At 38.7% G+C, this 19687-nt stretch carries 18 protein-coding genes, 1 tRNA gene and 1 pseudogene; 9 read left to right on the forward strand and 11 right to left on the reverse strand.

Annotated elements, in window-relative coordinates; all coding sequences use genetic code 11:
- Window positions 1-148: 148 nt before the first annotated feature.
- Window positions 149-1501, forward strand: coding sequence for an acetyl-CoA carboxylase biotin carboxylase subunit (accC, locus tag BUB91_RS00890; protein ID WP_073095862.1), 1353 nt, complete (start codon window positions 149-151; stop codon window positions 1499-1501).
- Window positions 1502-2010: 509 nt separating this feature from the next.
- Here the strand turns inward: accC and BUB91_RS00900 are convergent.
- Entirely contained in the window at window positions 2011-2937 is a 927-nt protein-coding gene (locus BUB91_RS00900) for an ABC transporter ATP-binding protein (RefSeq protein ID WP_073095866.1), read from the reverse strand.
- A 138-nt stretch (window positions 2938-3075) separates the two neighbouring features.
- Between BUB91_RS00900 and BUB91_RS21595 the strand changes: the two genes are divergently transcribed.
- Window positions 3076-3234, forward strand: a complete 159-nt coding sequence (locus BUB91_RS21595; protein WP_394342895.1) for a PLDc N-terminal domain-containing protein — start codon at window positions 3076-3078, stop codon at window positions 3232-3234.
- Between the two features lie 189 nt (window positions 3235-3423).
- On the opposite strand, the pseudogene BUB91_RS00910 reads toward BUB91_RS21595, so the two are convergent.
- From BUB91_RS00910 to BUB91_RS00930, 5 genes and pseudogenes are all read right to left on the reverse strand, one after another.
- Window positions 3424-5589 (reverse strand): annotated as a pseudogene (locus BUB91_RS00910) (prolyl oligopeptidase family serine peptidase).
- A gap of 106 nt (window positions 5590-5695) precedes the next feature.
- Window positions 5696-6685 carry an aspartate-semialdehyde dehydrogenase gene (locus BUB91_RS00915; RefSeq protein WP_073095870.1) on the reverse strand — a complete coding sequence of 330 codons (990 nt, stop codon included), beginning with the start codon at window positions 6683-6685 and terminating at the stop codon, window positions 5696-5698.
- 443 nt (window positions 6686-7128) lie between these two features.
- Window positions 7129-7548 carry a large conductance mechanosensitive channel protein MscL gene (mscL, locus tag BUB91_RS00920; RefSeq protein WP_073095872.1) on the reverse strand — a complete coding sequence of 140 codons (420 nt, stop codon included), beginning with the start codon at window positions 7546-7548 and terminating at the stop codon, window positions 7129-7131.
- 76 nt (window positions 7549-7624) lie between these two features.
- Complete coding sequence (gene alr / locus BUB91_RS00925; protein WP_073095874.1) at window positions 7625-8722, reverse strand: alanine racemase; 1098 nt, start codon at window positions 8720-8722, stop codon at window positions 7625-7627.
- Window positions 8723-9364: a thymidine kinase gene (locus tag BUB91_RS00930; protein WP_073095876.1), complete on the reverse strand. Its 642-nt coding sequence runs from the start codon at window positions 9362-9364 to the stop codon at window positions 8723-8725.
- A gap of 101 nt (window positions 9365-9465) precedes the next feature.
- Between BUB91_RS00930 and BUB91_RS00935 the strand changes: the two genes are divergently transcribed.
- Both BUB91_RS00935 and rsmI read left to right on the forward strand, forming a co-directional pair.
- Entirely contained in the window at window positions 9466-10359 is an 894-nt protein-coding gene (locus tag BUB91_RS00935) for a hypothetical protein (protein WP_073095878.1), read from the forward strand.
- Between the two features lie 55 nt (window positions 10360-10414).
- Window positions 10415-11092, forward strand: coding sequence for a 16S rRNA (cytidine(1402)-2'-O)-methyltransferase (rsmI, locus tag BUB91_RS00940; protein WP_073095880.1), 678 nt, complete (start codon window positions 10415-10417; stop codon window positions 11090-11092).
- On the opposite strand, the gene BUB91_RS00945 is transcribed toward rsmI, so the two are convergent.
- Window positions 11089-11505, reverse strand: a complete 417-nt coding sequence (locus BUB91_RS00945) for a hypothetical protein (RefSeq protein WP_073095882.1) — start codon at window positions 11503-11505, stop codon at window positions 11089-11091. The genes rsmI and BUB91_RS00945 overlap by 4 nt on opposite strands.
- A 94-nt stretch (window positions 11506-11599) precedes the next feature.
- Between BUB91_RS00945 and BUB91_RS00950 the strand changes: the two genes are divergently transcribed.
- The 3 genes from BUB91_RS00950 to BUB91_RS00960 all read left to right on the forward strand — a co-directional run bounded on the left by BUB91_RS00950 (window position 11600) and on the right by BUB91_RS00960 (window position 15289).
- The gene (locus BUB91_RS00950) at window positions 11600-13186 is read left to right on the forward strand and encodes a hypothetical protein (RefSeq protein WP_128759272.1); all 1587 of its coding nucleotides are present in this window, start codon (window positions 11600-11602) and stop codon (window positions 13184-13186) included.
- Complete coding sequence (gene recJ, locus BUB91_RS00955) at window positions 13186-14880, forward strand: single-stranded-DNA-specific exonuclease RecJ (RefSeq protein WP_073095886.1); 1695 nt, start codon at window positions 13186-13188, stop codon at window positions 14878-14880. The genes BUB91_RS00950 and recJ overlap by 1 nt, the downstream gene beginning before the upstream one ends.
- A 61-nt stretch (window positions 14881-14941) precedes the next feature.
- The gene (locus BUB91_RS00960; protein WP_073095888.1) at window positions 14942-15289 is read left to right on the forward strand and encodes a hypothetical protein; all 348 of its coding nucleotides are present in this window, start codon (window positions 14942-14944) and stop codon (window positions 15287-15289) included.
- Here BUB91_RS00960 and BUB91_RS00965 read toward each other — a convergent pair.
- A complete protein-coding gene (locus tag BUB91_RS00965) occupies window positions 15286-16065 on the reverse strand; it encodes a UDP-2,3-diacylglucosamine diphosphatase (protein ID WP_073095890.1) in 780 nt (259 codons plus the stop codon). The genes BUB91_RS00960 and BUB91_RS00965 overlap by 4 nt on opposite strands.
- Before the next feature lie 33 nt (window positions 16066-16098).
- The gene (locus tag BUB91_RS00970) at window positions 16099-16554 is read right to left on the reverse strand and encodes a 6-pyruvoyl trahydropterin synthase family protein (protein WP_073095892.1); all 456 of its coding nucleotides are present in this window, start codon (window positions 16552-16554) and stop codon (window positions 16099-16101) included.
- Between the two features lie 373 nt (window positions 16555-16927).
- On the opposite strand from BUB91_RS00970, the gene BUB91_RS00975 reads away from it, so the two are divergent.
- On the forward strand, window positions 16928-17575 hold the full coding sequence (locus tag BUB91_RS00975; protein ID WP_073095894.1) for a 2OG-Fe(II) oxygenase: 648 nt from the start codon (window positions 16928-16930) through the stop codon (window positions 17573-17575).
- A 15-nt stretch (window positions 17576-17590) separates the two neighbouring features.
- On the opposite strand, the gene BUB91_RS00980 is transcribed toward BUB91_RS00975, so the two are convergent.
- Both BUB91_RS00980 and BUB91_RS00985 read right to left on the reverse strand, forming a co-directional pair.
- Window positions 17591-18925 (reverse strand): MATE family efflux transporter, encoded by a 1335-nt coding sequence (locus tag BUB91_RS00980; protein WP_073095896.1) that lies wholly within the window; start codon window positions 18923-18925, stop codon window positions 17591-17593.
- A 42-nt stretch (window positions 18926-18967) separates the two neighbouring features.
- Window positions 18968-19471 carry a GNAT family N-acetyltransferase gene (locus tag BUB91_RS00985; RefSeq protein ID WP_073095898.1) on the reverse strand — a complete coding sequence of 168 codons (504 nt, stop codon included), beginning with the start codon at window positions 19469-19471 and terminating at the stop codon, window positions 18968-18970.
- A gap of 117 nt (window positions 19472-19588) precedes the next feature.
- Between BUB91_RS00985 and BUB91_RS00990 the strand changes: the two genes are divergently transcribed.
- A tRNA-Ala gene (locus tag BUB91_RS00990) sits at window positions 19589-19662 on the forward strand.
- The last annotated feature ends 25 nt before the right edge of the window (window positions 19663-19687 follow it).

Below are 19687 nucleotides of genomic sequence, written 5' to 3' on the forward strand. Positions count from 1 at the left end.
GGGATATGTTTTTCGAAGTAAGCTAAAGACTTATTTCCTTATGATAAGAGGTAAAAATGTTTTAGTATATAAAGTCTCGATATCGAGTAAACCAGATCAATTTTTAAAGGTTAAAGTCTTCTGGCTTCAACTTTAATGCACAATAGATATGTTTAAAAAGATACTTATAGCAAACCGAGGAGAGATCGCTCTTAGAGTGATTAGAACTTGTAAAGAAATGGGCATCAAAACGGTAGCCGTATATTCTACTGCAGATGCAGAAAGTTTGCATGTACGTTTTGCTGACGAAGCGGTTTGTATTGGCCCGGCTCCTAGTAGTGAGTCGTACCTGAAGATTGCAAATATTATGGCAGCCGCCGAAATTACAAACGCAGATGCCATTCATCCGGGATATGGTTTTCTTTCAGAGAATGCCCGCTTCTCAAAAATTTGCGAAGAACACGATGTGAAGTTTATCGGAGCTTCTCCGGATATGATTTCAAAAATGGGAGATAAGGCTACGGCAAAAGCAACTATGAAAGCTGCTGGTGTACCTTGTGTACCGGGGAGTGATGGAATTCTTGAAAATTTTGAAGATTGTGAGCGCGTAGCTGAAGAAACCGGATACCCTGTAATGCTTAAAGCAACAGCAGGTGGTGGTGGTAAAGGTATGCGTGCCGTTTGGAAAAAAGAAGAACTGCGTAAAGCATGGGATTCTGCACGACAAGAAGCTTCTGCTTCTTTCGGTAACGACGGTATGTATATGGAAAAGCTTATCGAAGAGCCACGCCACATCGAGATTCAGATTGTAGGAGATAGTAACGGTAAAGCGTGTCATCTTTCTGAGCGTGATTGTTCGGTACAAAGACGTCACCAGAAACTTACTGAAGAGACTCCATCTCCATTTATGACCGATGAACTTCGTGAAAAAATGGGAACTGCAGCCGTTCGTGCCGCAGAATACATTAAATATGAAGGAGCTGGTACGGTAGAATTCTTAGTAGATAAACATCGCAACTTCTACTTTATGGAAATGAATACGCGTATTCAGGTTGAGCATCCTATTACAGAACAGGTTGTAGATTACGACTTGATCCGTGAGCAAATATTAGTTGCTGCAGGTGTTGCTATTTCTGGTAAAAACTATTATCCGCAACTGCACTCTATTGAATGTCGTATCAATGCAGAAGATCCTTATAATAATTTTAGACCTTCACCGGGTAAGATCACGAACTTGCACGCACCGGGTGGGCATGGGGTTCGTATAGATACACACGTGTATAGTGGGTATTCTATCGTACCGAATTACGATTCTATGATTGCTAAATTGATTACTACGGCTCAAACCCGTGAAGAGGCGATCAACAAAATGAAGCGTGCGTTAGACGAGTTCGTTATTGAAGGAATCAAAACTACAATACCATTCCACAGACAGTTGATGGATGATCCTGCATATATTTCAGGAAATTACACCACTGCTTTTATGGACACGTTTGTGATGAATCCTCCTGTAGAGGAATAAAAAAATCACATAACTATATTTAAAACCCTGGGCATCATGCTCGGGTTTTTTGCTTTTTGGGCATTACCTACTACCGTTTGGGTCGGGCCTGCCGGCAAAGGCAGGTTTTCACGGCTCGCTTTCTGCAATCTTTGGTTTGTTATGCATGTAAACACAATAACTCTTTCTTATTGAGAATATAAATCCAGGTTTTCTAAAGTAGATTTTACAATTTTAGGCAGCGGGATCACAGGTCTCAAGTGTGCATTATATTTGCGTGTGCTTCATCCTTCGCAAAGATTTTAATTTTGGAGCGCGGCAATCTTCCGGAGGGAGCAAGTACAAAAAATGCAGGCTTCGCTTGTTTTAGAAGTCTCTCAGAGCATATTGCAGATTTAGGCAAGCATAATGAAGAAGAATTGCTTCAGCTTATAAAAATGTGCGTCAAATGCTTAAACCTGTTACGGAAAACCGTGGGTGATTTCAGCAATTGGTTATACAAATAATGGAGGTTATAAACTTTTTTAAAACTAAACATCAATTTTCAGGAAAAGATCTTCACCCTTTTCAAAGGCTTTATTTGTGTTAAAATAGACTTTTTCGTTATTGAAAATTCCTTCAACTAAATAATAACTTCCTTTAAAATAGCTTTTTAAAATTTCAACTTCGATAGCGGTTTCATCTTCTGAAATTTTTAGCTGATGCGGCATTAACAGAAGGGTTTTGCCGTCAATTTCTAGTTCATTGATATCACTAAAAAATGAAGCTACATAGGCATCTTTTGGGTTTTGAAATAAAGCTTCCGGAGTGTCGGTTTGTATAAATGTACCGTCACGCATCATTTTGATTTCGTCAGAGAAAGACAGCGCTTCTTCGCTGTCGTGCGTGGCTGTGATGCAGGTAATCTCTTCTTTTTTCAGGTATGCATAAAGATTTCGTCGCAAGGCATTCCTTCTAAAATTATCAATATGACTAAAAGGCTCATCCAGTAATAACAATTCGGGTTCTTTAGCAATAGCACGCGCTAGCGCTACGCGTTGTTTTTGACCACCGCTCAACAATTTAACGTGAACCTCAGCAAAGGCAGTCATAGCTACGACTTCTAATAATTCAGCTATGCGCTCTTTACGATGTTGCATAAATCGGCGGGAAAGATGTTTTCCAATATTATCTGCTACCGAAATATAAGGCATCAAATCAAAATCTTGAGCGAGATATTTGATAAAAGGTTCGCCGGGAACAAGATTAAAATTAGGACCTAAAAGTTCGTTATCATCCCAAGAAACCGTTCCATTTTCTACGTGAAGCAGGCCATAAATGATTTTAAGGAGCGTGCTTTTACCGCAGCCACTTTCCCCCAGAATGGAAATATGCGTTCCTTTTTCAACTGAAAAATCAAGGTTTTTTAAAACGATTTCTTCGGTGTACCCAAAGTGTTGTATTTTAACGTTTAGCATTTATAAAAAATTAGCAGTTGATACATTTTATAATCTGACTCTATCCTTTTATATTAAACATACTCAATGGTAATTTAAATATAGCTTCTTATGGATAATTTTATCATACTATATCTGGTTCTTGGTTTAGCTCTTCTGATGTGGGCTTTAATTGATTTAGTACAAAATCATAATTTAAAAAGAAATCAGAAAGCAGTGCTGTTGATTCTACTCGTTGTTCTACCAGTGATAGGCTCTATAATCTATTTTCAATTTAAGAACAGGAATAGAAAAAGGAGTACTTATTTTTCAAGATAATTGGCACCGCCAAAAGGTTTAATATCGCGTTCCGATAGGTATCGAGATGCCTCGAAATTGAATATTTGTTTCTAATGAATGCCTCGTAGACTTGCCCCGAGGTAGTTTACTTAAACAAAAAAAACCTCACAGTCTGTTAAAAGCTGTGAGGTCTTTTATTTAAGAGTTCCCCCTTTGGGGGATAGGGGCCTAGCCTTTAATTTCTGATTTTGTTTTTTCGGGAAGTACATCAAATCCCATATTGTAGAGCGTAAAGGCAAAAATGTCTGCCGTTTGCTCTATTTGCTTACTTACGGGAGTTCCTGCACCGTGACCGGCATCAGTTTCTATTCGGATTAAAACCGGAGCGTCACCTGCTTGTTTTTCCTGCAGTTCTGCAGCAAATTTAAAACTATGTGCCGGTACTACACGGTCGTCATGATCACCTGTAGTAACTAAAGTTGCGGGATATTTTGTTCCTGCTTTTACATTGTGAACAGGTGAATAACCTTTGATGTAGTCAAACATCTCTTTGCTGTCTTCTGAAGTACCGTAATCGTACGCCCAACCCGCACCAGCAGTAAACGTATGATAGCGCAGCATGTCCATCACGCCAACAGCGGGCAATGCTACTTGCATCAAATCGGGTCTTTGTGTCATTGCAGCACCAACGAGTAAACCGCCGTTAGAACCCCCGCGAACGGCCAGATAATCGCTAGATGTATAGTTTTCTGAAATCAGGTATTCTGCAGCAGCGATAAAATCATCAAACACGTTTTGCTTTTGCAGTTTAGTCCCTGCATCGTGCCACTCTTTACCATATTCACCACCACCACGTAAATTAGGAACTGCATATACACCACCCATTTCCATCCAGATTGCATTGGTGATGCTGAAAGAAGGCGTTAATGAAATATTGAATCCGCCATACCCGTATAGAATAGTCGGGTTTTTACCGTTAAGCTTCAATCCTTTTTTGAAGGTAATAATCATAGGCACTTTTGTACCGTCTTTTGAAGTATAAAATACCTGCTTACTCTCGTAATTTTCCGGATTGAAATTAATCGCGGGCTTGCGGAATAATTCAGATTCTCCAGATTCGATAGTGTATTTATAGATACTTCCTGGAGTGGTATAATTGGTAAAGCTGTAATACAATTCGGTTTCTTCTTTTTTAGCACCAAAACCGCCTGCGCTACCTATACCCGGTAACTCAACTTCACGCACTAAATTTCCGTCATAATCGTATTGCTTGATTTGGGAAACCGCGTCAACCATATATTCTGCAAAAAAGTAACCGCCACCTGTTCTGGGTGAAAGTACATTTTCGGTTTCGGGAATAAAATCTATCTAGTTCTCTGGAGTAGGGTTTGAAGCATCAACCGTAACAATTTTCTGGTTTGGCGCATCTTTATCGGTAACGATATACAGCTTAGAACCTACATTTTCAATAATGGAAGTATTTGTATCCTCATTAGCTACAATCGCAACAAAATCAGCATTGGGTTTTGTAAGATCTTTAATAAAAAGCTTGTTACCAGAAGTTGCATTACTAGCACTTAAAATGAGGTATTTATTATCTTCTGTGGTACCGGCACTAATATAACGATGTTTTTGTTCCTGCGTTCCGCCAAAAATTAATTCGTCTTCTTTTTGAGGTGTATTTAATTTATGGTAAAACACTTTATGCTGATCTGTTTTTGCTGAAAGTTCGCTACCATCAGGCTTGTCGTAACTCGAGTAGTAGAAGCCGTCATTTTCTTTCCAGGAAATTCCGCTAAACTTGATATCTACCAAAGTATCTTCGGTAATTTCTCTAGTCTCGGCATTCATTACCAAAACTTTACGCCAGTCGCTTCCACCTTCCGAAATGCTGTAAGCCGCTAGTTTTCCGTTGTCTGAAAAACTAAGTCCGCCCAGAGAAATGGTTCCATCTTCCGAAAAAGTATTGGGATCTAAAAATATTGCTGCAGTAGAAGGGTCTTCATCGGTCTTGTAGCGGTAAATGACATATTGATTTTGGAGTCCGTCATTTTTATAAAAATAGGTGTAATCACCTTCTTTAAAAGGAGCTCCTATCTTCTCATAATTCCATATTTTTTCAAGTTTTTGCTTGATTTCCTCTTTAAAAGGAATTTTATCTAAATAGCCAAAAGTAACTTTGTTTTCAGCTTTAACCCAAGCTTCAGTTTCTGCGCTGCGGTCGTCTTCAAGCCAGCGATAGGGGTCGGGAACTTCGGTGCCAAAATACGTATCTACGGTATCCACTTTTTTAGTTTCGGGATAATTCACTGCCATTTCAGGAGATTTTTTTTCTTTGGTTTCACAAGCGCTAAACAACAAGGTAAAAGCGCCTAAATAAGCTAGTTTTTTCATTTTAAGCAAATTGAATTGATTTCAAATATACTCAATAAAAAAACCTCTTGAACACCGTGCTCAAGAGGTTTCTCTCTTTAAAACCTATTTTTTATATCAAATCAGATTACACCAATTCTTTAGCTGCTAAATATTCAGCGATTTGTACTGCGTTTGTCGCAGCACCTTTGCGTAAGTTATCTGCGACAACCCACATATTCAAGGTGTTTTCCTGAGAAAAATCACGGCGTAAACGCCCTACAAAAACATCATTCTTTCCTTCTGCATAAATAGGCATTGGGTAGGTGTTGGTATCCGGATTATCCTGAACCGTAACACCCTCCTGAGCTTGTAAAATCTGACGTACTTCAGCCAAATCAAAATCATTCTCAAACTGCACGTTAATCGCTTCAGAGTGACCACCCACAACCGGGATGCGCACAGCTGTGGCGGTAACCGCAATAGATTTATCACCTAAAATCTTCTGAGTTTCATTAACGAGTTTCATTTCTTCTTTAGTGTAGCCATTGTCGGTAAATACATCACAAGCAGGAATCGCGTTGCGGTGAATAGGATATGGGTAAGCCATTTCGCCTTGCTCACCTTTGTACTCATTTTCTAATTGCTGAACGGCTTTAACACCGGTTCCTGTAATAGACTGGTATGTAGAAATGACCAGACGCTTGATTTTATATTTTTTATGCAACGGTGCTAATGCTAAAACCATCTGAATTGTAGAGCAATTCGGATTTGCAATAATTTTATCAGTATCTTCTAATTCTGAAGCGTTGATCTCAGGAACGATAAGCTTTTTCTCAGGATCCATTCTCCAGGCAGAAGAGTTGTCTACAACTGTAGTACCCACTGCTGCAAATTTAGGGGCAAATTCTAATGAGGTAGCTCCACCGGCAGAAAATATAGCTATATCCGGGCGTGCAGCGATAGCATCTTCCATAGAGCTAATGGTATAGTCTTTACCTTTATACGAAACAGTTTTACCTACCGATCGCGCGCTTGCTACCGGTATCAATTCGGTTATTGGGAAGTTGCGTTCTGCTAATACTTGCAACATTACATGGCCTACCATCCCGGTAGCGCCTACAACAGCTACTTTCATAATCTATTATTTAGCGTATCTATAAGCTCAAAAAATTGAGTGTACTAATTGGTTTAAATAGTTAAGCTGAAAAACCAGCTAAACACCGAAGATTGCCTTATTACAAAGTGATTTACCTCGGGGAGGCCAAAAGTAGTAACACTTTATAAAATAGTAGACTAACTTCTTAAAAATATACACATTTGTTTAAAAAGTGACATTTTGTGAATTTTAAATACATTTTGTTATTTATATAACAAAAAAAGAACCCTCAAATTTCTCTGAGGGTTTAATTAAAATAAAGTCTGCAGTGTAGCGGTTTGTGCTTGACGCACGAAACTTTTTATTGGCACCGCCAAAGGGGTTAATACCCCGAGGCTTGCCTCAAAATTGAAAATTTGTTTCTAACGAATGCCTCGTGGGCTTGTCTTTGTCAGATACATACAGGCTTGCCCCGAGGTAGTTTACTTTTTTCTCAATTCGTCGCGAATTTCAATAAGTAATTCTTCTTGAGTTGGTCCTTTTGGAGCAGCAGGTTTTGCTTCTTCTTTCTTCTTGGTTTTTTCATAACCTTTAAGCAACCAGAAAATCACAAAACCAATAATGATAAAATCAATTACAGCTTGTAAAAAGTTACCATAAGTCATAATTGCACCTCCAGCTTCAACAGCAGCTTCAACAGTATCATATTGACCACCGTCTAGTGAAAAAAACAGGTTGTTTACGTTTTTACCTCCCATTATTACACCAATAACAGGCATGATAACGTCTTTTACTAAAGAACCTACAATTTTATTGAATGCTCCACCTACAATCACTGCTGTAGCAAGAGCAATGATGTCGCCTTTCATTAAAAAGGATTTGAAATCTTTTAAAAATGCCATGAATTTAGTTGGTTTTAGTTAATTAAAGGGCTAATATATTGAAATTAAAAAAGGTTATAAAAGTTATAGCTGTTACTTATTCTATAATTTTTCGTTTTACACGTTGAGAAATTGCTGTAATTAATTCATAAGGAATGCTGTTAATACGTGCAGAGAGTGCCACAGCAGATGCACCTTTTCCAAAAACAACAACTTCATCTCCTTCTTGACAATCTATTTCGGTAACATTTACCATAATCATATCCATACAAACATTACCTATAATTGGAGCTTTTTTACCATTAATCATAACGTAGCCACGTCCTTTTCCGTAGGTTCGTGCAATACCGTCTGCATGACCAATGGGTAATGTAGCACTGCGCTCTAATTTTGCAGCAGTGTGTGCTCTGTTGTAGCCCACAGTCTCATTTACTGCTACATCGTGTATCTGTGAAATAACAGTTTTTAAGGTCGCAACCGGTTTTAGCTTAAGGTCTTCTTCTTGTGTGTTCCCATACCCGAAAAGACCAATACCGCTACGCACCATATCAAATTGTGCTTCTGGATAATTTATAATTGCCGAAGTATTGCTCTGATGCATCATAGGCGTATATCCCAATCCATCAATCATATGCTTAGCATTCTTCTCAAAAGTCTCAATCTGATGATGGGTAAATCTACGCTCATTCATATCTTCACTCGCTACCAGGTGGGAGAATAGTGATTTAACCTTTAGCGCCTCTGTTGCTTCAAGTTGCTCCAGAATATCTTTTTCGTTTACATCTTTAAAACCAAGACGATTCAGTCCTGTGTTAAATTTAATATGAATAGGATACTCTTTTAAACCTTTAGCCTCAGCGACTTCAGTAAAAGCTTTTAGTACCCTAAAACTATAAATGCTGGGTTCCAGGTTGTGCTGAATTACTTCAGCAAAATTTTCAATTTGTGGATGCAACACCAGAATAGGTGTTTGGATACCTGCTTCTCTTAGAGTGATTCCTTCTGCGGTATAAGCAACTGCAAAATAATCTATTCCTTTTTCTTCAAGCTTTTTTGCAATGGATACAGACTCACTTCCGTATGCATAGGCCTTAACTACGGCTAACATTTTAACATCAGGTCTCAACTTAGACCTTAAATAATTATAATTATGTTCTAGTGCGCTAAGGTCTATTTCGAGAACAGTATGTGCCATTTAATCTTTTGTTTTAGTGTTTTTGAGTTCTTCAGGGTCTTTAACCTCAATTGTTTTGAGGCGTTCGCGTAGCATCGCTTTATAGTAAGCACTGCGACTTAAAGGTTCGTATTCTTCTGTTTCTCCTAATAAAACCAGATCGTCACTGGTAGCTTTACGATAACTGAATTGCGCCAGATTCCCGGTACGCGTACATACCGCGTGTACTTTAGTCACATACTCTGCCGTAGCCATAAGTGCCGGCATAGGGCCAAAAGGATTTCCTTTAAAATCCATATCAAGACCTGCGACAATAACCCGGACTCCGCTATTGGCTAAGTCATTACAGACTTTTATAATCTCGTCATCAAAAAACTGAGCTTCATCAATACCTACTACATCACAGCCATCTGCGAGAATGGGGATATTTGCAGCTGCAGGAACCGGTGTAGATCTAATTTCGTTAGCGTCATGAGAGATAACCAGCTCTTCATCATAGCGGGTATCTATAGATGGTTTGAAGATTTCAACCTTCTGTTTTGCAAATTTGGCACGCTTTAACCGGCGAATTAATTCTTCGGTTTTACCAGAGAACATAGAGCCACATATGACTTCTATCCATCCAAATTGCTCTTTATGATTAACGGTATTTTCGAGAAACATTTCGTACTTTTCAACCTCTTAAAGGGCAAAGGTGCTATTCTTTGAGGGCTAAGCAAATTTATTAAAAACCCCAGCAAATAAACAGAGCAAACAAAAAACTTATGAAGAAGAAATTAAAATCTGACTTGGTGAGCCTGGCGCACAAGATTTTAAAACTTGACTCAGAGAGTGATTACAACAGCCTCAAGTTAGAAGCCCAGAAGATTTATGAAGCTTTATCTATAATGGCTTATGTAGAAGCCAATTTTGATGCAGCAAAACCTACTATTGGCAAAGCCGAAATCATAACTGCACTTGAGGATGAAAATACGGAGTTTATTGAAGAAAGTATCGAAGAAGCTCAACAGCAATTAGAATTTGTAGCACCTGCCGAAACATCACAAAAAGAAGAAGAAGAAACAGACCTGGAGCGTATAGCCCGTATTGCTGCGGCTAACGAAGAACTCTTTGAACGTTTAAGAGTGCCTCAGCCACAAGAATCTAAAAACGAGTCTAAGACCGAAGAAACTTCAGCTAAAGCTAAACCTGAAGAAAAGATCAATCAGGCTTCTTTACACGAGCCGGTGATGGAAAAAATAAAAGATATCGTAGCTCAAATGCCACCGGAGGCAGACGCAATAGAGGCGATGTTTCAGCAAATTACGCGAGAGCCGCAACCGGTAAAGAATGATAAAGACGAGATAGGGGAATACGGTCGCATTGCAGAATTTGAAGATACTAAAACCGATGAGCCAATAAAACCTAGAAAATTAAACGATAGTGTATCGCGCGGACTTTCTTTTGGGCTTAATGACCGTATCGCATTTATCAAACATTTGTTTAACGGTAGTAATTCTGATTACAATCGTGTCTTATCACAACTCAATACGGTAAACAGTCAGCAAGAGGCCTTTGATTTAATAGACCATATGGTAAAACCAGACTATAACAATTGGGAAGGTAAAGAGGTTTTTGAAACCCGATTTAAAGAGTTAGTTGCTCGAAAATTATCTTAAGTCAAAACGTGTAATTTTTTAATCTCGAATCTCGAGTAAATTTGATTGAGGCAGTATGGCCAAACTTTTTCTAGTTCCCACACCTATAGGTAATCTGGACGATATGACTTTTAGAGCAGTTAAGGTCTTGCAAGAAGCAGATCTTATTCTTGCTGAAGATACCCGCACCAGTGGTAAGCTTTTAAAGCATTTTGAGATTACCACCCAGATGCATTCGCATCATATGCACAATGAGCATAAAACTGTAACAGGTTTGGTAGACCGAATCAGAAATGGTCAAACCATAGCTTTAATTAGTGATGCCGGTACACCGGCTATCTCAGATCCCGGATTTTTATTAACGCGAGCCTGTGTAGAAGCCGGACTCGAAGTAGATTGTTTGCCGGGCGCAACCGCTTTTGTTCCTGCGCTCGTTAATAGTGGTTTACCGAATGATAAATTTATTTTTGAAGGTTTTCTTCCGGTTAAGAAAGGGCGTCAAACCCGTTTTTTAATTTTAGCCGAAGAAGAACGTACCATGATTTTTTATGAAAGTCCGCACAAGTTATTGAAGACTTTAAAACATATGGCAGCATATTTTGGTGCAGACCGAAGGGTTTCTGTTTCCAGAGAGATTTCTAAACTTCACGAAGAGACGGTGCGCGGCACAGCAGCAGCAGTGCTACAGCATTTTGAAAGTAAACCTCCTAAAGGTGAACTTGTAATTGTAGTTGCCGGAAAACCTAAAGACTAGCTTGCTTCAGGAGCAATTTTAGTTTCAGGTTTTAGCAAATCAATAAGCCTGTTTACATCAGCTTTAGCATAACTGGCGGTATTTACCTTTTCAAATTTCTTTTTAGATTTATAAATAACGAGGTGATCTTCATAAGCTTCTACGTATTGTATTTGAGAAAATCGGTAGCTATATGTTCCTCCTTTATCTAATTTAAAGGAAATTATTTTTTGAGTATACTTCAAAAAATCACGCATCTTAAAAGGAAAAATAAGCGGTATAAACGTCAATAACATACCCATAGGTTGTAAGATTTTGCCAAGTATATTTTCTTTAAAACCCAATATAGCTGTAAAAAATAAGATCAAACCAATAGCAGGCACAACAAGACGCCACGGTTTATTTTGATTGATAAATGTGATTTTCTTAGACATACGTTGTGATTTTTGAACAAATTACACAAAAGCTTTTAATTAAAAAACCGGGCTAATTTGTAACTTGGCTCTTCCCAAGTCTAACTTCAATACTATGTACTTCAGATTATTAGCCTTCTTCTTTCTTGTTTCAGGTTCTTGTTTTTGTCAGAGAGAGTCTTTTAGACGGGTTAACGAGCATTATCTAAAAGGGGGTACACGAGTTATAGGTAACACCATTTTAAGTGAACACCCCACAAAACTATATGTGCATCCTAAAGGTTTAAACGACCGCACCGACATGGTATATGTAGATATTGATGCTGATTCTGACACCTTTAGCTCAAGCACTGCTAGTCTGGATATTCCGGTAGATGCAAAAATTAAATATGCCGGTTTATACTGGGCTGCAACCTATCCCGGCGCAAAGGGTAAACAGAAAACCCGTGGTAATAGAATTGTGTATGATATTAAGAAAAAACGAAATCGTCCATTTGATTTGGTGAAACTTCAGTTTCCCGGAAGTGACGGATATACTCAAGTTCAAGGTGAAGTCATTTACGATGGTATGCGAGATGCGGTTATCGAACTCAAGAACACCGCTCCTTATGTATGCTACAGCGATATTACAGATTTATTAATCAGTAAAAATGCCACATCTGGAGCTTACACACTGGCTAATGTCACGGCATTAGAAGGTTATATGTATGGGGGTAGTTCTGCAGGCTGGATGTTATACCTCATTTATGAAGATGAGGCGGAGCCACTACAGTACTTCACAGGTTATCATGGTTTTAGCTTTATCAAACCTGATAATATACAAGAACTAGACTTTAAAAACTTTAGAGCAGTAGAAAGTGGAGCTGTTAAAACCTCAGTAACCTTAGCGGCATTAGAAGGCGATTTAATTTTGTCTGGAGATGGCGTTTCGGTTTTTAAAGAAGATACTGAAGAGTATATTCCACTAAAAAGTAGTGTACGCTATGCTAATAACTTCTTCAATAGCAGTATTACCATTAATGACAAAAAGTATATCAATCGCGTTCCGGCAAATTTAAATACATTAGGTTTTGATTTGGCTAAAGTGCAAATTCCTAATAAAAATAATGAAGTGATTTCTAATGATGCAAAACAGGTAAAGCTTCAGTTTAAAACAGAATCAGACCGCCTTTTTGTTTTTTTTAGTGCTTTTCAAACCGAAATCAGTACTGATTATTATCAGCGTGTGGTGGTTGAAGGTAAACCGGATACAATCGTTAAAGCTGCTCAAGAGAAAATAGCAGAAGAAATTCGGCATAAAAAATTAACTCCGCAAGAAGATGTACAGTTATATGGTAAAGATGGCGAAAGGCTAAAAGAAAAGGCAGTAATTTCAAAAAGTGGAGATAGAATTTTAGAAGATTCCAGAAGTCAGGACTTAAAAGATATGTTGAGCGCATCGTCGATACAAGTGCCGGATATGAATTCTGGTTATTATGTGGTAAATCATGTTTTCTCTAAACGCAGCTATGCTTTAAAATGGAAAGAAAAAATGCAGTTAAAAGGGCTTTCACCCGTACGTTTTGTAAACCCCGTTAATGACTATCACTATATCTATTTAGATTATGGTGAAAATCCCGATGCCTTGTATGAGAGGCTATTAGAATATAGAAAATTAGATGACCTCGAAGAGGCCTGGATCCTTAAAGTAAATTTAGATTAATGCGCTGGACGCTAAAACCAACACCCGATACTCAAACTGTAAAATCATTTGCAGAATCTTTACAAATACCCCAAAAAATAGCAATACTCTTGCAACAGCGAGGCATTGACACCTATGAAAAAGCTAAAAAATTCTTTAGACCTTCTCTAGAAGATTTGCACGATCCGTTTTTGATGAAAGATATGGATCGTGCAGTAGATCGCATCAATCTGGCGATAGCGCAGGGCGAAAATATTCTGGTTTATGGTGATTATGATGTAGACGGTACAACCAGTGTCGCGCTGATGAGTAGTTATTTACGCAGTCACTATTCGCAGGTGGCGACTTATATTCCAGATCGCTATGCTGAAGGTTACGGTGTATCTTATATCGGAATCGATTATGCACACGATAATGACGTGAGTTTAATCATCGCTTTAGACTGTGGTGTAAAAGCGATAGAGAAAGTTGATTATGCTAAAAAATTAGGTATTGATTTTATCATTTGTGATCACCACCGTCCGGGTGCTGAGATTCCAGATGCAGTTGCCGTTTTAGATCCCAAACGCGAAGATTGCAGCTATCCCTATAAAGAATTATGCGGCTGTGGTGTGGGCTTTAAGTTGATACAAGCAATGGAACAACAAAAAGGCTTGCCTGTTAAAACATTGGTGCCTTATCTAGATCTGGTTGCCACCGCTATAGGCGCAGATATAGTGCCTATTACCGGAGAGAATAGAGTGCTCGCTTTTTATGGTCTTGACGTCATCAACACGTTACCGCGTACCGGTATACAAGCCTTGGTAAAAAATGTAAATAAAGATACACTTACGATTACCGATGTCGTTTTTATCATCGCACCGCGTATCAATGCAGCAGGGCGAATAAAACATGGGCTGCACGCAGTAGAATTGCTTACTGAACAAGATGATACGCGGGCTCAGGAAATGGCAGCGGGTATAGAAGCTTTTAACGCAGAGCGGAAAGATCTCGATAAAGCAATAACCGAAGAAGCACTTTTACAAATCGTAACCAACAAAGAAGAAGATCGAAAAACCACCGTAGTTTTTCAGGAAAATTGGCACAAAGGTGTGATAGGTATCGTGGCTTCACGACTTACTGAAACCTATTACAGACCTACTTTGGTGTTTACAAAAAGTGGCGAAAAACTTGCCGCCAGCGCCCGATCGGTAAAGGGTTTTGACGTTTATGAAGCGCTAGATTCTTGTAAAGAACATATAGAGCAGTTTGGTGGTCATAAATACGCCGCCGGGCTTACACTGGGCGAGCATCAGTACCATGATTTTAAAAACAAATTTGAAGAAGTAGTTAGCAGTTCTATAGATGAGCGCTTGCTCATTCCTGAAATTTCAATAGATGCAGCATTGGATTTAGATGAGATTACACCGAAATTCTACCGAATTCTGCGTCAGTTTGCACCATTTGGCCCCGGAAATATGACACCTGTTTTTATGACAGATAAGCTTCAGGATACCGGCTATGGTAAGTGTGTGGGTGCAGATGATGCTCATTTAAAATGCGCCGTTACGCAAAGCGGAAACACTACAACTGTTGGAGCAATCGGCTTTAATCTAGGAGACAAATGCGAATTGATACAGCATAAAAAGACCTTTAAAGCAGCGTATTCTCTTGACCTCAATGAATGGAATGGAAACGTGAGTATTCAACTCAAACTGCGGGATATTCAGGAATAATTCACAATCTATTTAGATTTGTTCTAAATTAGTTTTTTATATTTGTTGTAAATCGGCAGCTATGAAAAACATTGATATCATCTATCGCAATGAAAGTGGAATTGCTTTTTACTGGAAAACTTCAAAACAGGGTACTTTAAAAGCTCAGGTTATTTTTAGGGATATGGGTTTTTATTTTACCTTAGATCAGCTCAAAAAATTTGCGTATTTAAGTGAAGAAACCTTGGTACAACAGACGTGTAAAGATTGTCCTGCGCCTCGCGATTGCAGGTCTCTGTTACTCAAAACTCCGTTAAATGATGTAGACCTTGCAGTGAGCCGTCAAGAGGTTTATGAAATACAAGATCTTTTGGATCAGACTATTTTAAGAATGGAAATGCAGGCCTTTATGCAAACGGCACTTAACTAATCTTCAAAGGTTTTTAGTTCAAATTTACTTCCATCAAAAACACCGTAGGTATAGAAATTGATCCAGTCGCCCAGATTGTAATAGGTTGCATTTTTACCCACTTCAATAGTCATCGGCAGGTGTCTGTGGCCAAAAATAAAATAATCGTAGTGCGCGGTTTCTAACTTCCGCTTTGCGTAAGTCGCAAGCCACTCATTTTCTTCTCCTAAGAATTGCTGATCGTCATCACCACTAATTAACTTATTTTTTACCGAAAGATGCTGCGCCACACGCACGCCAATATCAGGATGCATCCATCTAAACAACCACTGAAAAAACGGGGAGGTAAACACTTTTTTCATGCGTTTATAGCCTTTGTCTCCGGGACCCAGACCGTCACCGTGACCTATAAAAAAGCGCTTAGCATTGAATTCAAAAAGCTGTGGACTGTGATAAACGGGGATGTCGAGTTCGGTTTTAAAGTAATCATTCATCCATAAATCGTGATTACCCACAAAAAAAAAGATAGGAATACCGGAATCGCGCAGTTGGGCTAATTTGCCTAAAACACGCACAAAACCTTTTGGTACAACGGTTTTATATTCAAACCAAAAATCAAAAAGATCTCCCAATAAAAAGATAGCAGCAGCATCCTTTTCTATAGTATTTAACCAGGAAACAAACTTTTTTTCACGAGGTTTACTCGCCGCGGCATCAGGAGCTCCCAAATGGTTGTCACTAGAAAAATAGACCTTTTTACCTTGAGGAATAGTGAGTTGAACTACCGGTTGCTTCATGCTGTAAATTTAGGCTAAATCCCTTTTATCCTTTTAGTTTGTGTTGTCTGAAGCGTACCACTCAGCAAAGCTGCTGTCTGTTTCCTGTAGTTTTAAAGAAAACAGTTTAATATTTTGAGGTAAGTGTTTTTGAATTTTTTCAGCAAAATCTATCACCATCATTTCGCTGGTAGGTTGATAATCTACAAGAAGTACATTATGCCCACGGTCAGACAGTTCTTTTGCCAATTCAACGTGCGGTGTGTTTTTGTTGAAAACAGTCGCGTGATCAAAAACATCTACAATCTCATCTTTTACAATTTTCTTGAGATCACCAAAGTCTATTACCATCCCAAACTTGACGTTTTCGCTATCAGAAATAGGAGTTCCAATTACGGTAACTGAAAGTTTATAACTGTGCCCGTGAACGTTGCGACACTTTCCATCATAGCCGTAAAGCGCGTGACCAGTTTCAAAAGAAAACTGCTTGGTAATACGAATATTGCTCATCTAAATCTGTTTTTACGAAATGCCTTAAAGACATAAATAGCTGCTATTATTAAAACAAGAACGAGTAAAATATAAAATAAATTACTCCCTATAAAATATCCCAGTTCATAGAACTTGCCGCCCTTTTCTTTGTCTAAAACGAGTGTGCAGAATATTTCTGTCATTTTTTAAATTTTCTAACGAGTACAACAACGATAAGCGCAATTGCAAAAATCAGATAGATTCCCGTACCGCTTAAAAACTCTAAAATTTCCATTCCTCAAATGTGGTTTAATTAGGCAAAAGTAACAAAGTATATTCGGCGTACCTAGAAAATAATCAAAGGCTTAAAAATTGTGAAATTCGCAAGGTTTTTTAAACGTTATTTGCGCGCATGAATACACAGCTTTTTGAACAGGTAGATTTTGTTGAGAATCCCGTATATGAACAGGTTATAACCTCTTTATTAGATCAGAAATATGCTATTGTTGATGACTTTTTTAACACTGAAGAGATTGAAGAATTGCGAGAATCCCTTAAGACGGTTTATGAGGCAGACTGTTTTAAGAAGGCAGCAATTGGTAACAAGTTTAATGAAGAAATAGATACAACCATTCGCGGGGATTTTATCAAATGGATCAATGAAGCTGAAGGTCGTGCTGAAGAACGCCTGTTTTTCACTAAGATAAATGACTTGGTTGCTTATTTAAATCGTACATGTTTTTTAGGAATTTTGCAGAAAGAATTTCATTATGCAGTCTATCCTAAAGGAACTTTTTATAAGCGTCATCTCGATACTTTTCAAAACGATTCTCGTCGTAAACTTTCTATGGTTTGTTACTTAAATGATGCAAGTTGGCTAGCTACTAATGGCGGCGAACTCACGCTTTATTTACCTGATGAAACCGGTGAGCAGGCTTTAGACATTATACCCAGACCGGGACGTGTGGTAATTTTTGAAAGTCAGATTCTGGAGCATGAGGTAAAACCGGTTTTAAATTCTGAACGTTTGAGTATTACGGGGTGGTTGAAGACAAGGTAGTTGCAGTAAGCAGGATTACTGGATCTTCGGTTTAAAGCGTTTTCTGAAATTTAGGATTAAGGCAGCACTGCGAACCAGCATCCATACGGAGAAGGCAATCCATACGGCGTAAAGCTTCAGGCCAAAATAGTCACCAATAAAAATAGCGGGTACAAAACCTAGAAAGGTCGCAGCCATCAATACGTTGCGCAAGTATTTCATTTCGCCCATTCCTTTAAAAATACCATCAAAAATAAAAGCTAAAGCATTGAGCGGTTGCATTAATATTACAAGAAAAAATAGTGCGGTAAATCGTGTAATTACTTCAGGCTCTTTGCTGAAAATCAGTCCTAGTGGTTCATAAAAAAGCGCCGAAAGCAGCATGAGTCCGCCTGCTATAATCAGGCTGTATTTGCTCAGTTTTTTGCTCAGTTCCCAGAGACTTTTATAATCTTTTGCTCCCAGAAAACGCCCTGCTAAAATGTTTCCTGCAGCCGCATAACCATCAATAAAAAATGCTGAAAATAACCAGATATTGATCAAAATGGTTTGTGCGGCAATGTACGATGCACCATAATCTGTAGCAAAAGAATTGGCCAGATATAAGGCGAGATTCAATGCGATGGTACGTACAAAAAGATTAAGCGCCATACCCACGAGTCGCCACAATTCCGGATGAATAGGGAATTTAAGCTTCAAGCTTACATCGGTTTTAATAAGAACCAGAATAAGTGACAAAACAGCCATAAGCCCCTGAGCGCCCAGGCTGGCATAAGCAGCACCTTCAATTTGCATTGCGGGGATATAGCCGTCAATTCCATAGACTAAAATAAAATCAAAAAGGATATTCACAGCGGCACCTATTATCGCCACTACCATAGGCCAAAAGGTATTTTGCAAACCTCTAAAAATTCCAAAAATAGCAAAGGTGAACAAGGTTAACGGAAACCCCCATACACGAATGGAATAGTATTGCACGCAATAGTCAAGGATTAATCCTGAAGCATTGTATAGCGAAAAAATAGCTTCAATAAATGGAAGTGTGGTGACCAAAATAATAACACTGAGTAAAATATTGAAATAGATCGCTTGCGCCGGAAGCGTACTGATTTCATCAATTTTATCTGCACCATAATATTGTGCAATAATAGCCTGTAATGCACTTCGTGTTTGTCCTAAAATCCAAATAAGTGCTGATAAAAACGAACCTACAATTCCTACAGCCGCCAGAACTTCTGTAGCATGCTCAGGTACGTTGCCCACCACAGCCGCATCTGTTGCAGAAAGGATGGGTTCTGCGATACCTGCCAGCAATGCCGGAACCGCCAAGCGATTGATGTTTTTAAAAGAAAGCGGATTGGTCTTCGACATAAAGTGGAGCTTGCTGTGAAATTACTGTTTCTTAATCAGGATTTATAAAACCAATTCATAGCAATAAAAAGGAAACTTGCTTTGTTTAGGGAAATAAACCGGATCAAGCTTTTCATAGCCGCGTTTTGTATAAAAGATATGGTTACGGTCATTTTTACTAAACGTATCCAGACGCACAGACGCAAACCCATTATCACGGGCATATTCTTCTGCAAACTGCATCAGTTGTTGTGCGATACCTTGACCTTGAAAATCAGGGTGCACCGCCAGACGATGTATATATACGCAGTGAGCATCAGCAGGAGTCAACCATGTAATGGTATCGTAAATCTCATCTTTTAAGGTTGAAACCACCACAGTACCTATGATGTGCTTTTCTTCAGTAAAAACGAACAATTCGTCTCGTTTAATATCTTCTTCAAAAGCAGCGCGAGAGGGGTAATGCTCGTTCCACTGATGAATATTTTTTGAAATCATAGCCTTTGCACATGCAGCGGTGACTTGCAAGATTTCATCTACATCAGCGAGATTGGCTTGTCGTATCATTTTAATGGGATTTATGCAAAAATCACGTATTTATGCTGAACGAAAAAGCATCTGTAGCAAAATTGAATAAGCAGAAGTTTATTGCATATTTTGGTTATATTTACGCCCTTAATAAATGGGGATGTAGCTCAGTTGGCTAGAGTGCTTGACTGGCAGTCAAGAGGTCGTGGGTTCGAATCCCATCTTCTCCACTAGTGTTTACAGGGGTTTCCAGAG

Source organism: Leeuwenhoekiella marinoflava DSM 3653 (genome assembly GCF_900129005.1).
GTDB classification, from domain to species: Bacteria; Bacteroidota; Bacteroidia; order Flavobacteriales; family Flavobacteriaceae; genus Leeuwenhoekiella; species Leeuwenhoekiella marinoflava.

Excerpts from the sequence above, each read along its gene's own strand:
- accC (WP_073095862.1), top strand. The coding sequence starts at position 149 with ATGTTTAAAAAGATACTTATAGCAAACCGAGGAGAGATCGCTCTTAGA.
- BUB91_RS00900 (WP_073095866.1), bottom strand. The coding sequence starts at position 2,937 with ATGCTAAACGTTAAAATACAACACTTTGGGTACACCGAAGAAATCGTT.
- BUB91_RS21595 (WP_394342895.1), top strand. The coding sequence starts at position 3,076 with ATGTGGGCTTTAATTGATTTAGTACAAAATCATAATTTAAAAAGAAAT.
- BUB91_RS00915 (WP_073095870.1), bottom strand. The coding sequence starts at position 6,685 with ATGAAAGTAGCTGTTGTAGGCGCTACCGGGATGGTAGGCCATGTAATG.
- mscL (WP_073095872.1), bottom strand. The coding sequence starts at position 7,548 with ATGGCATTTTTAAAAGATTTCAAATCCTTTTTAATGAAAGGCGACATC.
- alr (WP_073095874.1), bottom strand. The coding sequence starts at position 8,722 with ATGGCACATACTGTTCTCGAAATAGACCTTAGCGCACTAGAACATAAT.
- BUB91_RS00930 (WP_073095876.1), bottom strand. The coding sequence starts at position 9,364 with ATGTTTCTCGAAAATACCGTTAATCATAAAGAGCAATTTGGATGGATA.
- BUB91_RS00935 (WP_073095878.1), top strand. The coding sequence starts at position 9,466 with ATGAAGAAGAAATTAAAATCTGACTTGGTGAGCCTGGCGCACAAGATT.
- rsmI (WP_073095880.1), top strand. The coding sequence starts at position 10,415 with ATGGCCAAACTTTTTCTAGTTCCCACACCTATAGGTAATCTGGACGAT.
- BUB91_RS00945 (WP_073095882.1), bottom strand. The coding sequence starts at position 11,505 with ATGTCTAAGAAAATCACATTTATCAATCAAAATAAACCGTGGCGTCTT.
- BUB91_RS00950 (WP_128759272.1), top strand. The coding sequence starts at position 11,600 with ATGTACTTCAGATTATTAGCCTTCTTCTTTCTTGTTTCAGGTTCTTGT.
- recJ (WP_073095886.1), top strand. The coding sequence starts at position 13,186 with ATGCGCTGGACGCTAAAACCAACACCCGATACTCAAACTGTAAAATCA.
- BUB91_RS00960 (WP_073095888.1), top strand. The coding sequence starts at position 14,942 with ATGAAAAACATTGATATCATCTATCGCAATGAAAGTGGAATTGCTTTT.
- BUB91_RS00965 (WP_073095890.1), bottom strand. The coding sequence starts at position 16,065 with ATGAAGCAACCGGTAGTTCAACTCACTATTCCTCAAGGTAAAAAGGTC.
- BUB91_RS00970 (WP_073095892.1), bottom strand. The coding sequence starts at position 16,554 with ATGAGCAATATTCGTATTACCAAGCAGTTTTCTTTTGAAACTGGTCAC.
- BUB91_RS00975 (WP_073095894.1), top strand. The coding sequence starts at position 16,928 with ATGAATACACAGCTTTTTGAACAGGTAGATTTTGTTGAGAATCCCGTA.
- BUB91_RS00980 (WP_073095896.1), bottom strand. The coding sequence starts at position 18,925 with ATGTCGAAGACCAATCCGCTTTCTTTTAAAAACATCAATCGCTTGGCG.
- BUB91_RS00985 (WP_073095898.1), bottom strand. The coding sequence starts at position 19,471 with ATGATACGACAAGCCAATCTCGCTGATGTAGATGAAATCTTGCAAGTC.